This window comes from Acinetobacter sp. GFQ9D191M (assembly GCF_011174875.1).
In the GTDB taxonomy this organism is placed as follows: Bacteria; Pseudomonadota; Gammaproteobacteria; order Pseudomonadales; family Moraxellaceae; genus Acinetobacter.
The window spans coordinates 32,636-46,759 of sequence record NZ_JAALGV010000074.1 but is presented as its reverse complement, the minus strand read 5'-3'; the positions used below and the strand labels follow the sequence as shown (position 1 = coordinate 46,759).

At 43.9% G+C, this 14,124-nt stretch carries 12 protein-coding genes and 1 tRNA gene; 9 read left to right on the top strand and 4 right to left on the bottom strand.

The features are described 5' to 3' along the window. Positions 1–219 precede the first annotated feature (219 nt). Together G5T77_RS11630 and G5T77_RS11625 are read right to left on the bottom strand one after the other, a co-directional pair. On the bottom strand, positions 220–1,389 hold the full coding sequence (locus G5T77_RS11630; RefSeq protein WP_166135692.1) for an alanine racemase: 1,170 nt from the start codon (positions 1,387–1,389) through the stop codon (positions 220–222). Between the two features lie 12 nt (positions 1,390–1,401). Beyond that, positions 1,402–2,685 carry a D-arabinono-1,4-lactone oxidase gene (locus G5T77_RS11625; RefSeq protein WP_166135689.1) on the bottom strand — a complete coding sequence of 428 codons (1,284 nt, stop codon included), beginning with the start codon at positions 2,683–2,685 and terminating at the stop codon, positions 1,402–1,404. A gap of 241 nt (positions 2,686–2,926) precedes the next feature. On the opposite strand from G5T77_RS11625, the gene G5T77_RS11620 reads away from it, so the two are divergent. Further along, positions 2,927–4,570 carry an acyl-CoA synthetase gene (locus tag G5T77_RS11620; RefSeq protein ID WP_166135686.1) on the top strand — a complete coding sequence of 548 codons (1,644 nt, stop codon included), beginning with the start codon at positions 2,927–2,929 and terminating at the stop codon, positions 4,568–4,570. Between the two features lie 263 nt (positions 4,571–4,833). Here the strand turns inward: G5T77_RS11620 and G5T77_RS11615 are convergent. Continuing rightward, positions 4,834–4,920: transfer RNA gene (locus G5T77_RS11615), tRNA-Leu, on the bottom strand. A 167-nt stretch (positions 4,921–5,087) separates the two neighbouring features. On the opposite strand from G5T77_RS11615, the gene queA reads away from it, so the two are divergent. From queA to secF, 8 genes are all read left to right on the top strand, one after another. Further along, on the top strand, positions 5,088–6,122 hold the full coding sequence (gene queA, locus G5T77_RS11610; protein WP_166135683.1) for a tRNA preQ1(34) S-adenosylmethionine ribosyltransferase-isomerase QueA: 1,035 nt from the start codon (positions 5,088–5,090) through the stop codon (positions 6,120–6,122). An 18-nt stretch (positions 6,123–6,140) separates the two neighbouring features. Beyond that, the gene (locus G5T77_RS11605; RefSeq protein ID WP_166135680.1) at positions 6,141–7,169 is read left to right on the top strand and encodes a hypothetical protein; all 1,029 of its coding nucleotides are present in this window, start codon (positions 6,141–6,143) and stop codon (positions 7,167–7,169) included. Between the two features lie 25 nt (positions 7,170–7,194). Next, positions 7,195–7,764, top strand: coding sequence for a LemA family protein (locus G5T77_RS11600; RefSeq protein ID WP_004783608.1), 570 nt, complete (start codon positions 7,195–7,197; stop codon positions 7,762–7,764). Between the two features lie 111 nt (positions 7,765–7,875). Beyond that, complete coding sequence (locus tag G5T77_RS11595; protein ID WP_004783609.1) at positions 7,876–8,727, top strand: DUF4303 domain-containing protein; 852 nt, start codon at positions 7,876–7,878, stop codon at positions 8,725–8,727. Between the two features lie 122 nt (positions 8,728–8,849). Beyond that, complete coding sequence (gene tgt, locus G5T77_RS11590) at positions 8,850–9,980, top strand: tRNA guanosine(34) transglycosylase Tgt (RefSeq protein ID WP_004783611.1); 1,131 nt, start codon at positions 8,850–8,852, stop codon at positions 9,978–9,980. A gap of 100 nt (positions 9,981–10,080) precedes the next feature. Next, positions 10,081–10,410, top strand: coding sequence for a preprotein translocase subunit YajC (yajC, locus tag G5T77_RS11585; RefSeq protein ID WP_004783613.1), 330 nt, complete (start codon positions 10,081–10,083; stop codon positions 10,408–10,410). A gap of 52 nt (positions 10,411–10,462) precedes the next feature. Beyond that, a complete protein-coding gene (secD, locus tag G5T77_RS11580; protein ID WP_166135677.1) occupies positions 10,463–12,361 on the top strand; it encodes a protein translocase subunit SecD in 1,899 nt (632 codons plus the stop codon). A gap of 7 nt (positions 12,362–12,368) precedes the next feature. Further along, a complete protein-coding gene (gene secF, locus G5T77_RS11575; RefSeq protein ID WP_171064806.1) occupies positions 12,369–13,343 on the top strand; it encodes a protein translocase subunit SecF in 975 nt (324 codons plus the stop codon). A 34-nt stretch (positions 13,344–13,377) separates the two neighbouring features. Here secF and G5T77_RS11570 read toward each other — a convergent pair whose 3' ends face one another. Then, entirely contained in the window at positions 13,378–14,049 is a 672-nt protein-coding gene (locus G5T77_RS11570; RefSeq protein WP_004783619.1) for a hypothetical protein, read from the bottom strand. Positions 14,050–14,124: the final 75 nt, after the last annotated feature.

The window sequence follows — 14,124 nt, the reverse complement described above, 5'->3', positions numbered from 1 at the left end:
CTTAAGGAGTGATGCCCCGTACCATGGAGCATGTCACCGCGAGATTATGATCGAGGGAGAACCTCAAAAGATAAAAACGGTGGATAAATAAAAAATCGCCTAGAATTTTACACGGCTTGAGCCAATGATTAAACCTTTTCCCTAATAAAAATAGGATTTATCATCAAAAAGTTCTTTTGAGCTGCAATGAGTTAAGATCATTATTAGTTCAAAAATTATTTATTCTCTAAAGGTTTGCCACGCTTTAAATTGCCTTTCAGCATAGACATACAAGTGAGAAAACTGGGGAATGATGGCTTCACTTTGGGTCGGCCTTAAAAACACATAATCATCAACTTTCAGTTCGCAAGATTTCGGTACCAGAACCATTTCCTGATTGCTACTGCGTCCATATAAAACATGCAGCTGGCTTTTTTCTGGAAAATAATAGTCAGCCTGCCAGTAGCCACCATAAACAAAAAGCGCTTTATGTTGATGCGGTAGATGATTCAGCATTTCCAGTCCGGGAATCTGGCTATAAGGCAGCACTTTTAAAATTGGTGTGGCGATCCACAAGGCACATTTTAAAGCTGAGAGATTGTCTAGATCAAAATCGCTGGGTTTAAGTAGCATGGAACCAAAAGCCAGATCATTACAAATACTCTGCTGGCAATGCTGCATAAAGGTCGGACTGCCGCCACCGTTAAAACAAAGATTTTCATGCCATAAATCAGGAAATTGCTGTTGCAGCGTCATCTTGAATTTTTGATAAATCTGCTGTGATTGTTGATAACTTTTTTCAGGACTTTTAAGAATTTTTGGCAGTTTAGCTACATGCGCATCGTAGCCCATTAATCCGGAGAATTTTAGAGACAAAGGATGCTGCTGAATCAGCTTGAGTAGGGCTACGAACTGTTCCTGACTGTTCACCCCTCCGCGATGCAGCCCCACATCAACTTCAATATTCACATTCAGGCAAAGATTCAGGCTTTGGGCGAGTTGCAGATACTGCTCCAGACGTGCCTGACTATCGATCAGCCATTGAATATTTACTTGAGTATTTAAGTCCATTTGACCAAACCAGCTTTGATAAAAGCGCTGCGCTGCATGAACCGGCATTGGCTTACCGAGTAGAATGTCCGCTTGCTCAAATGCTCCGATAATTTCCCGAAGATGTGGCAGATGAAATACCATAAAACGCTGGGTATTCAGCTTTTCACTGGCTAATTGAAGCAACTCAGTACTGGACAGAGATTTCACCACCAGACGAGGCTTTAACTGCGGAGGTAGTTTTGCCTGCACAACATCCAGATTATGCTGATACTGAACCAAATCCAGAATCAGTTGTGGTGTACCTGTACCCTGCTGTTTTAGGTCTTGAGTCAGTTGCTGAAAATAAGTTGATCGCATCTTCTACTCCTGCTACTTAGCCAGAAACAGTTGTTTCAAGTAGGGATTCAGCCATTCTTGCCGCGGATCCAGCTGCTGACGTAGCGCTATAAATTCAGGCCATTTTGGATATAAATCGCGCAGTGATGCAGCATGCATGCTATGTAATTTGCCCCAATGCGGTCGCCCCTGATATTTCTGAAAAATCGGTTCAATTAGATTAAAAATGACATGATAATCCTGCTTATAAAACTGATGGATAGAAATTGAAACTGAATCCCGCTGATAGAACGGACTAAGCCAGATATCATCCGCTTTGACATAACGAAACTCGATCGGAAAGAACATCGGCACACGATGCTGCCTTAAACAATGCAGCACTTCTTCCAGACACTGCAAGCCTAGTTCGACCGGAATCTGGTATTCCATTTCATTAAATCGGGTATTACGCGGTGTGGGGAAAATCTGACTGGACCAATCCACAAAACAGGTGGGTTTGACAAAAACACCGAGCAGCTTTTGCAGATAAGGATTGGTAGACGGCAATAACCGTGTCAATTCTGAGCATAACGTCAATAAACTATCTTCTGATGGCCAGCTTTCTTTTCTCGGCTGAATGCGGTCATCAGTTTCATCTAGTGTTTTCAACATGACCTGATCAGCATGCAGAAAAGCCCAAAACTCAATATGCCGATACTGATGTTTCCATTGATCGATATTGGAAAATATGTCTTTTAACGGACACAACCGGATCTGTTCTTTTAATTTATAACGCGGCCGATTTTGCAGGGTGATTTTGGTGAGTATTCCGAGACTGCCCAGTGCTACCCGCCCTGCCTGAAAAATTTCTGTATTTTGTCGTACATCACATTGCAATAATTCGCCATCTGCAGTCAGTAATTCAAAGCCTTGAACGAAAGCAGATAAACACGGTAAATCAATTCCCGTGCCATGCGTACCGGTCGAGATTGCACCCGCCAGACTTTGCTGATCAATATCGCCTTGGTTGATCAAAGCCTGATTAAGAGGAACTAGATATTTACCCAACTCATATAAACGCGTACCTGCCTGTACAGTACATTGAGCTGTCGCTTCATTTGCATCTATCACGCCTTTGAAATGATCCAGACGAATCAAGACCTCATCGGTTTTAGCTAGTGCACTGAATGAATGTCCTGCACCCACCACACGAATCTGCGCATGTGACTTCACCAGATTTTGCAATTCATTAATTTCTTTAGGCTCAAAAATTTGAGGAGAACTGTACTGGCTTCCTGACCAGTTGCGCCATGTTGCATCCGCCTGTTGTATTTTCATTATTATTCCTTGGCTGAGGCTATTTTTAACACCCATTTAGAGTAAAATACCTAAAAAGGCAAATATGGGAACCCATAGGTTCAAAAAAATCGGTGCTTAAAAATAATTTTATTAATATTCAATTATTTAAATTTTTAAAATTATACATTCGCACTCGACTAAAGCATAACTGCAAGACTTCCAAGAATTGCATATCTTTTTTAACAGGATATGAAAAATAAATATAGAACGGAGTTTTACAATGGTTAAGGCATACGATGAATTACCGCGCACCCCTGCCAATTTTGTAGCGCTGTCACCTTTACGCTATCTCGATCGCGCGGCTTATATCTACCCGAATCAAAACGCGATCATTCATGGTAAGCGTCGTATTACTTGGCGTGAAAAATACAATCGTTGCCGTCAGTTTGCCCACCAGCTCCAGAATTTAGGCATCGGTAAAAATGATACTGTTTCAGTTTTACTGCCAAACGTACCTGCGATGATCGAAGCACATTTTGCTGTGCCAATGGCAGGTGCGGTCCTGAATACCTTAAATACCCGTCTGGATGCCAAGACATTGGCGTTCATGCTGGAACATGCTGAAACCAAAGTACTGCTGGTCGATCCAGAATTTTCTGCAGTTGCAACAGAAGCGTTGGCATTGGTTCCACAGCAGAACATTTATGTGATTGACGTGGCTGATGAGGAGTTTGAGGGTGAAGACACCCGTATCGGCCAAATTGAATATGAAGACTGGCTGGCTCAAGGCGATGCCAATTTTGAATGGCATTTACCGGATGATGAATGGAATGCGATTAGCCTGAACTACACTTCTGGAACCACAGGCAACCCGAAAGGCGTAGTTTACCATCACCGTGGCGCCTATATTAATGCAGCCAGTAATATCATTGCCTGTGGCATGATGCCGCGTGCCACTTACTTATGGACCTTACCGCTGTTCCACTGTAATGGCTGGTGTTTTGCCTGGACCATGGCAGCCAATGGCGGTACTAATGTCTGCTTACGCAAGGTTGATCCGGAACTGATCTTTAAACTCATTGCTGAGCATAAAGTGGATTATTTCTGCGGTGCACCAATTGTACTATCGATGCTGATCAATACCCCTGAAGAGAAAAAGACCAAGTTTGATCATCGTGTCGAAGTAATGGTGGCCGGTGCTGCGCCTCCTGCTGCAATCATTGAGGGCATGCGTAATATCGGCATCAATGTGACTCACGTCTATGGCTTGACCGAGACCTATGGCCCCTCTGCGCTCTGTGCATCTCAGGCAGGCTGGTCAGACCTGTCGATTCAGGAACAGGCACAACTGCATTCTCGTCAAGGTGTACCATATCCACTGCAAGATGGCATGAAAGTGCTTGATCCTGACACCATGCAGGAAGTGCCACATGATGGTCAGACCATGGGTGAAATCATGTTCCGTGGCAATATCGTCATGAAAGGTTATTTAAAGAATCCGGAAGCAACTGCAGAAGCCTTTGCCGGTGGCTGGTTCCATACTGGCGATCTGGCAGTATGCCAACCTGATGGTTATGCGAAAATTACCGACCGCTCTAAAGACGTGATTATTTCAGGGGGTGAAAACATTTCATCGCTGGAAGTGGAAGAAGTGCTCTATCAGCATCCTGCTATTCTTACGGCAGCCGTGGTGGCAAAACCAGATCCACGCTGGCAGGAAGTGCCATGTGCCTTTGTCGAACTGAAAGCAGGACAAACTGCCACAGCCGAAGAGATTATCGAATTCTGCAAGCAACATCTGGCGCGTTTTAAAGTACCTAAAGATGTAGTGATTACCGAGATTCCAAAAACTTCAACCGGGAAATTGCAGAAATTTATCCTGCGTGACTGGGCCAAAGAACGCTCAACGGGTGAATTTTCTTAATTTATTAAGACTGTAATATCTAGCTCTACTCCTGAATTTTATTTTTGATAGTGAAAAAGAAAAATTTGATGAATGGGGCTTTTTTATATCCAGAATAAAGACAATTAGTTTATTTAAGTGCTGATTAAGGTTCTTATCCTGAAAGATGCCTTACTAAATTAAAGCTACAGAATGCGATCAATCAATGAGATTCACATCTACGTGCTTATTTTTAGGCAATAAAAAACCCCAAGACTTAATATGCTTGGGGTTCTTCAGAATCTTGGTCCCGAGGGTCGGACTCGAACCGACACGTCATCTCTGACAGCGGATTTTGAGTCCGCCGCGTCTACCAATTTCACCACCTCGGGAGTGGATGACGGCTATATTACTCTGTTTCAAAAACTTGTCAACGCAGAAAAAACACATTTGCCTAATTTTAAAACAATTCTTATTTTTTTGTTTTATAATCGAGCAATTCCCGCCATAAAAAAGAAAAAAGTTTATACTAGCCGCAGTTTTTTTATCGTAAATTGTCATGCAACTTTCTGATTTTAGTTTCGATCTCCCTGATGAGCTGATTGCTCGCTATCCTCTTGAACAACGTAGTGCTTCCCGCCTGTTACACCTTGATGCACATGGCCAATATCACGATCACCAGTTCACCGATATTCTGGATTTATTGAATGAAGGCGATTTGCTGGTTCTGAACGATACCAAAGTGATGAAAGCGCGCCTGAAAGGTAAACGTGCCTCTGGTGGTGCAGTTGAAGTACTGGTTGAGCGTATGATGGATCAGTTCATTGCGCATTGTCATATCAAGGCCAGCAATACACCTAAAGCTGGTGCAGAATTATTTATTGGTCCAGATGAAGTCAAAGTCACCGTTCAAGGCCGTCATGAAAATCTGTTTATTGTCGAGTTTTCTCAGCCGATTCTGGATGTTTTAGACAAATACGGCGCGCTACCAATTCCACCCTATTTCAACCGTGAAGCGGAAGAGATTGATACGGTTCGTTATCAAACCGTTTTCAATGATCCGACAAAACTGGCCAGTGTGGCTGCTCCTACCGCTTCCCTGCACTTCGATGAAGAATTGCTGAAGAAACTGGAAGAAAAAGGCATTCAGAAAACCTTTGTGACCTTGCATGTCGGTGCAGGTACTTTCCTGCCAGTTCGTACCAATGATATCGAAAACCATATCATGCACAGCGAATGGTGTCAGGTGTCGGATGAATCCATGGAGCTGATCAAGGCCACCAAAGCACGCGGTAATAAAGTCATTGCTGTGGGTACGACCGCAACCCGTGCGACCGAAAGTGCGGCTCAGGCCAATAGTGGTGAACTAAAAGGCTGGACCGGTGATACTCAAATCTTCATCTATCCGGGTTATGAGTTCAAAGTGGTGGATCGATTGATCACCAACTTCCATTTACCAGAATCTACTCTGCTCATGCTGGTTTCAGCTCTATCTAATCGCGAAAACATCCTGAATGCTTACAAACATGCGGTTGAAAGCAAATACCGCTTCTTCAGTTATGGCGATGCCATGCTAATTGATCAAGCGCAATAATCAGCAGGAACCCTCCCGATGCCGATCGAGTCTGTGCAGCACTCCATTCATATTCGACGCAAGAAAAATGCAGTGGTGTTTCGCAACATCGCCCGGCTCTGGGATCTGGGTCGTCAGGCCAAAAGCCATCAGGAATTATTGGATGGCTTGCATCCATGGAACGGCCCAATTAGCTTAAAATTTGAAAATAATTTACCGCTTGCTCTGGCCGGAATCGGACTCTTTCTGATTGGCTGCATTTTTGTAGCACCTGCCAATATCTGGATGCAAAGCGGTGTCTTCTTCGGCTGTCTAGTATTGTTCTGGGCTTATATCAGCTATGAACATCGAAAGCCACTGGATGAAGTTATCCGCTATCTGGAAGATGAGGCGCTCGCCAAAAAATACCAGCTGGCTTTTCAGAAGCAGCCACAACATATTTCAATTCTGCTCAATCCCCTACATTTTATTAGCCATTTAAAACGTCTGTTCCCGGTATTTAATCAAGGCTCTCTGAGTAATGAAATTTCACGCTATGCCAGCACTGTCTGGGAAGATGAAGATGGTCAACAACATCAGGTTCTAGTCTTTCAATATCATTATGTGCATGAAGTTCAGGTACGCAATAAGGAAGGTCAACCGGTCAAACTGACCCAGGTACATAAAGACCTTTGGGGGGTATTTGTTTTTGATGTTCAGATTCAGGGGCTAGCCGTGACTACCTCCAGAAAGAAATTTCATTATCCTTATGCTTATCCTTGGCACAGCAGCGACATTCGCACCAACCAGAAATTAAATTTCTTTGGCAGCGATCCGATGCAAATGGCGAAACTGCTCACGCCTGGTTTTGTACTTCGACTGGCGGACTTTTTTGAGCAGCGTCAGGGCGATTTACTGTTTCATCCAGAAAGCCATATGCTCTGCTATCTGGGACCACATGATTTATTTCAGGTATCCAGTAAACACCATAAAATTACCGATATTTCCACATTGCGTGGCCATCTCAGAACGTTTAAATTAATAGAGTTGGAAAAGTTACATACTGATCTGACACAATTTTTAAAATAATTATTTTTTTCTGGGGATTACTTTTATGGGATTTTTCGTTTTTGTCATTATCCCGCTTCTGGTCATTATTGCCATTATCATGATTCGTAACAGCATTGTGCGCCATCATAACTCCACTATTCGTGCATGGTCCGATGTCGCCAGTTATGAACGGCAAAAACTAAAAATCCTGGATGGTCTGCAACCTCTGGTTGAGCAATATTCCAGTTTTGAAAAAGGAACTTTAGAGAAAGTCACTGAACTGCGCCAGAACATTATGAGCCTGAATATTCAGGATGCCGATATTGCCCAGTTACAACGGGTTGAAAACCTGAATAAAGAACTGATGCGCAGCCTGAATGCGGTGATTGAAAACTACCCTGAACTGAAAGCTAATGACATTTATCTGAAAATGATGAATGAAATTGAAGAACAGAATGAAAATGTCGGCGCTGCAATTACCATCTACAACCGCAATGTCGAACTCTTCAATAACCAGATTCAGATTTTCCCGCACAATATTATCAATAACATGTTTCTCAGAAAGAAAGCAGTACGCCCTTTCCGTGACCAGACCGTGACTCAAAACTTTGACTATCGTCCGAACTTTCACTGAGAAAAATCATTACATTTTATAGTTTTTGATTTGCAATACATTGGCTTATGATGCAATAGCGAGAGATAAAGCAATACACTTATAAAAACCCAATAAAAAGAATAAAAAATCATGCTGGATTATTTAGAACACTTGCAACAGACGCTGGTCAAGGAATTCTATCAGCTGTATGACCGCTATCAGGATGATGAAATCTATGCCTGTAGTCTGGTCTTTGATGAATTTTTGCTGCTGGATGATCTGGCGATTTCCACAGAGCGTAGCATTTTTCAAGACCCTGAAGATCCACAGCAATATCTGGCCGAACAGGATCGCTGGAATGTACGAAAATGGCGCTATAAAAGCCAAAGCTCCTCACAATCTGAACTCATGCCTTTTAAAACTTTGCTGGCAGAGTATTTTAAAACCCAGCATAGTTTTGGCCATCCTGTCTTAGCTCAACAAAAACAGCTTCCTGCTACTCACTTGGATTTATTGCTAGAAACTTTTAAACAAGCCAAACGCAAATTATCTGAAGCTTATGGTCTGGATCTAGATTCGATTATTTTTTTCCTCAGCGTTCCGATCCAACCCGAATGTGAATGCCAATCTGCACTTGAACTCAATTCCGACAGTCGCTTATTGCAGGACTTTTTAGCTTTCAGACAGACCCTGTCTCAACCGAGAGTCAATAAACGTTTAAAACTCTCACAAAGTGATAAGGATATTCTGATTGATCTGGAACAAATGCTGGCTATGGAACCTTATGACTATTTGCAAGTGGCGCAGGATGCCTATTTACTAACGCTGGAATCTTATTTTGTCGACAGCAATATCTATATCCAGAAACTGATCCAGCATATTGCTGCTATGGCTGAACCTGACGGCAGCTGTGCCTTGAGCCGGGAAGAAATCATGCAGCGTTTACAGCAGTTTTCTGCAAACTCACCTCTTTCACTTGATCTTTCCTTTATTCATCGATAAATAAAATTACAGAGTGAATTCTCTACAATGCTGGCGTTTAAGGTCAGAATCAAGGAAAATAGCGCCCTTTAATTCGCATTAGTAATCAGCGAACTGTTTTTTCGCCTTGATTTGGAACTCTTATGAAGTTTGAAAAATTAGGTCAGTCGGGTCGTGCCCGTCGTGGTCGTTTAACGCTTGAACATGGCGTAGTAGAGACACCCGTCTTTATGCCAGTTGGTACTTATGGCACGGTTAAAGGCATGTTGCCACGTGATGTTGAAGGTATTAAAGCACAGATTATCCTCGGTAATACTTTCCACTTATACCTGCGTCCGGGCCTTGAAGTCATCAAGCAGCATGGTGGCCTGCACGGTTTCATGAAATGGGATAAACCGATTCTGACTGACTCAGGCGGCTTCCAAGTCTTCAGTCTGGGTGCAATGCGCAAGATTGAAGAAAAAGGCGTGACCTTCCGCTCCCCGATCGATGGTTCAAAAGTTTTCCTTTCACCTGAAATTTCGATGGAAATTCAGCATACGCTGAACTCCGATATCGTGATGATTTTTGATGAATGTACGCCTTATCCTGCAACACATGAAGAAGCGCAGAAATCTTTGCAGCTGTCTTTACGCTGGGCTGAGCGCTGCAAGAAACATCATCATGATGAACTCAACAATAAAAATGCCCTGTTCGGGATTATTCAGGGCGGGATGTATGAAGACCTGCGCGATGAATCCTTAAAAGGCCTGCTTGAGATTGACTTCGACGGCTATGCGATTGGCGGTCTGTCTGTCGGTGAACCGAAAGAAGAAATGATCAAGGTACTGGATTATCTTCCGAACAAAATGCCGGAAAATAAACCGCGTTACCTGATGGGTGTCGGCAAACCGGAAGATATTGTTGAAGGTATCCGCCGTGGTGTAGACATGTTCGACTGCGTCATGCCAACCCGAAATGCACGTAATGGTCATTATTTCGTGACCGATGGTCTAGTGCGTATCCGTAATAGCCAATACCGTCATGATCAAAGCCCACTTGATCCACATTGCGATTGTTATACCTGTCAGAACTTTACCCGCGCTTATCTGTTCCATTTAGAGAAATGTGGAGAAATGCTGGGTTCTATGCTCGGCACCATCCATAACCTGCGTTATTACCAGCGTTTTACCGAAGATATCCGCAATGCGCTGGATAACGGAACTTTTGATGAATTTGTTCAGGACTTTTACGCTCGTCGTGGCCTGGAAGTTCCACCTTGTCCACAAGATTAATCTTTCAGCATTTGCGCTGAGGAAAAAGACAGGGTAAATTGCAAGAATATGTCAATTTATTATCAAGTTGATCACTAGTTTTTTATTTTAGGAAAATGAAATGAGCCTATTTATTTCGACTGCTCACGCTGCAGGTGAAGCTGCACAACAACCAAGCTTGATGGCTAACCTTTTGATGATTGCGGTTTTTGTTGCAATCTTCTATTTCTTGATCTGGCGCCCTCAATCAAAACGTGCCAAAGAGCACCGTGCTCTGGTTGACAGCCTTGGCGTAGGCAGCGAAGTCGTTTTTGCAGGCGGCTTAATGGGCAAAATCACTAAAATTGAAGGTGATTTCGCAGTCGTTGAGTTGAGCCGCGGTGTAGAAGTCAAAGTTCAACGCGCGAGTGTGATCTCAGTTCTGCCTGAAGGCACTTTAAATAACATTTAATCAAAATTAGTCGTGCTCCCCGCACGACTTTTTCATTTTAAGAAGAAAACGAATGCGTTACCCAGCATGGAAATATGTGCTGATCCTGGTTGTCCTGGTGGTCAGTACTTTATATGCCCTGCCAAGTTTGTATCCAGATGAACCTGCTGTACAGATTTCGGGTGCCAAAGCCGGTACTCAGATTGACGCAGGCATCGTACAAAAAGCAGAGCAGATTTTAACAACTGAAAATATTGCAACTCACGACAATAGCTTTAGTAATAACGCTGCTTTATTACGTGTAAATTCAAGTGAAGCACAGCTGAAAGCCAAAGAAGCTTTACGCCGTGGTTTAGGTGATGAATACGTCGTAGCACTTAACCTTGCTCCAACCACCCCAGAATGGCTACAGAAAATTGGCGCCAAACCAATGAAACTGGGTCTGGACTTACGTGGTGGTGTTCACTTCCTATTAGAAGTGGATATGGACAAGGCGATTGCACAGCGTATGGACACCTCTGCAACTGACCTGCGTCGTCAGCTGCGTGATAACAACCTGAAATTCAATAGCCTGAATTTAAGCAATAACACCATTGTTGTGCAGTTTGCCAATAATGATGATCGTGCTGCTGTCATGGATTTCTTGCGCCGTAATGGCAATGAATTCAATCAGCAGGCAGTGGCGACTGAAACCGGTTCGACTTTACGCCTCAACTATACCGATACGCGTAAGCAGGAAATCGAATCTTATGCGGTGAACCAGAACTTAACTACTTTACGTAACCGTATTAACGAGTTAGGTGTGGCTGAAGCGCTGGTACAAACCCAAGGTAGCAACCGTATTGTGGTTGAACTTCCGGGTGTACAGGATACCGCAGAAGCAAAACGTGTCTTGGGTCGTACGGCGAACCTGGAATTCCGTCTGGTGTCTGATCTGAATGATCAATACATCGATCCTTATACTGGCCAATTAAGTGGTACAGCTCCAGCAGGAACTCAGGCATTTGCTTATGAATCTCTGGACAGTGGTCGTCAGTTATTGCTAAACCGTAACCGTATTTTGACCGGTGAACGTGTACAAAATGCATCTTCTGGCTTTAGTCAGGATACTGGTGGTGCTGAAGTTAATATTACTTTGGACAGCGCTGGCGGTAAATTGATGGCAGATGCCACACGTAATGCCGTAGGCAAACGTATGGCGGTACTGTTCATTGAGAACAAGCAAAAGATCAGCTACGTAGAAGACCCGGCAACAGGTGCACAAACTGAAGTGCGTACACCATATACCGAATCTGTGGTGATTAACGCTGCTACCATTCAGGCAGTATTGGGTTCTCAATTCCGTATTACCGGTCTGGACTCACCGCAAGAAGCTGCTGAACTTGCCTTGATGCTGCGTGCAGGTGCGTTGGCTGCGCCAATGTACTTCGTTGAAGAACGTGTGATTGGTCCAAGTCTGGGTCAGGAAAATATTGATAAAGGCGTACTCTCTACCCAAATCGGCTTCATTCTAGTAGCGATCTGGATGGTCGTATTCTTCCGTCTGTTTGGTGTAATTGCCAACTTTGCGCTGGTCGTTAACCTGGCGATGATTCTGACAGTGATGTCGTGGATTGGCGCTTCCCTCACCCTGCCGGGTATCGCGGGTATCGTGATTACCATCGGTATGGCGGTCGATGCCAACGTACTGATCTGTGAGCGGATACGGGAAGAAATGAAATGGGGCGCCTCGCCGAAACAGGCAATTGTGGCCGGTTATGATCGAGCCTATAACACCATTTTCGACTCGAACTTAACTACCTTCCTAGTCGCGTTCATTCTGTTCGCAATTGGTACTGGTCCAATCAAAGGCTTTGCTGTAACCCTGATGATTGGTATTGTCTGCTCGATGTTTACGGCGATTACCGTAACCCGTGCGATCGTACAGATCATCTATGGCAAAAAACGTAACTTGAAAAAGTTGAGCATTTAGGAGATCGATGATGACTGAAAATACTCAACTGAATCAAAAACAGTACGGTCGCCCTGAAGACGAACGTATCATTCCGTTTATGAAGATTGCATTGCCTGCGGCAGTGTTCTCTATCATCCTGACGGTTGCCAGCATCTTCTTTATTGCGACCAAAGGCTTGAACCTCGGTCTGGACTTTACTGGTGGTGTCTCAGCAGAGCTGAACTATACCAATCCGGTAAAACCTGATGATGTAACTCAGGCACTCAGCAAAGCTGGCTTTGATGATGCTGTCGTGCAAACGCTGGGCTCGGAACGTGACCTGATGGTACGTATGCCGGTTCAGGAAGATATTGAAGCAGAAGACCTTACCAAAGCCGTTACTGCAGCAGTTCAGCTGCCAGGCAATGCGGCTCAGGTACCTAAGGTCGATGTAGTCGGTGGACAGGTCGGTAATGAGCTGTATGTGCGTTCTGCGGGTGCAGTTGCTCTTGCCCTCTTGCTGATGCTGGTCTATGTCACTATCCGCTTTGAGTTCAAACTGGCGATGGGTGCGGTACTGTCATTGTTCCACGATATCGTGGTGACCATCGGTATCTTTGCCATGATGCAATGGCCATTTGACCTTACGGTTCTGGCTGCACTACTGGCGATCATCGGTTTCTCACTTAACGATAATATCGTGGTCTCTGACCGTATCCGTGAGAACTTCCGTAAGATCCGGGGTGCCGAACCTGTTGAAATTATCAATATTGCCTTGACTGAAACCTTACGCCGTACCATTCATACTTCTATGACTTTATTACTGGTTGTAGTGGCCATGATGATCATGGGCGGTGCTGGTCTGAAATGGTTCTCGATTGCGATGTTTGTGGGTGTCTTTGTCGGTACCTATTCTTCGATCTATATCGGTACAGCCTTTGCCCTGTGGCGCGGTCTGAATCGCCAGGACTTTATTGTTCAGGTGAAACCAGAATTTGAAGACGAAAATCAGCTTCCATAAGCTGCCCGTTTTCGATTTCACTATTCAGCCCATCTTATGATGGGCTGAATTTTTTCTGGTCTAAGAAAATTGAATGCTGAGGCACTATGGCAATCACAGGATGGATTTTAGCTACATCAGACTTTTGGAAACTGACCTTGCGGCTTTCATCCAGACTTTGGATCTGATAGCTGTCCTGGTTTTCCGACATCAGCTCCACAATGAGTTGCAGTCCATTAATTAAATAAAGACACGCCAAGCCAGATGACTGTAATACAGCTTGCGCATCACAGACCAACCACCAGCCTGCTTTTAGGCTCGGAAAATAATATTGTCCTGTGACCTGAATGGCATAATGCTGAAGCTCCAATTTAAGCCAAGATACAAGATTTTCTGCCGAATCTATAGTTTTCATTTTAAAGGCTTGCTGCTCAACAACCTGCATCTGGAACAAAGTTATTTTTACAGGACTAGATGCCACTTCAATGACAGGTGCTTCAGCACGATCCAATATTAAACATTCCAAACCCAGTTGCTGTTCAAGTTCTCGTGCAGCCTTCTCTCCAATCTGGCGCTTACTGTTCAATAGCTGGGTAATATAAGCTGCAGACAGACCAAAGTGCTCGCAAATCTCTTTGCCATTTTTAAACTGCTGGCTATCAATCAACTGATCAATCACTTTGGCTAGATTATTTCGTCTCAGTTCAAATATTTCCGTGGCACTCATGTTATTTGCTCTTCTCCCTCTTCAGCACACCTTATAACAAAAAAGCCCGCAATTGAATTGCGGGCTTTTCTAATC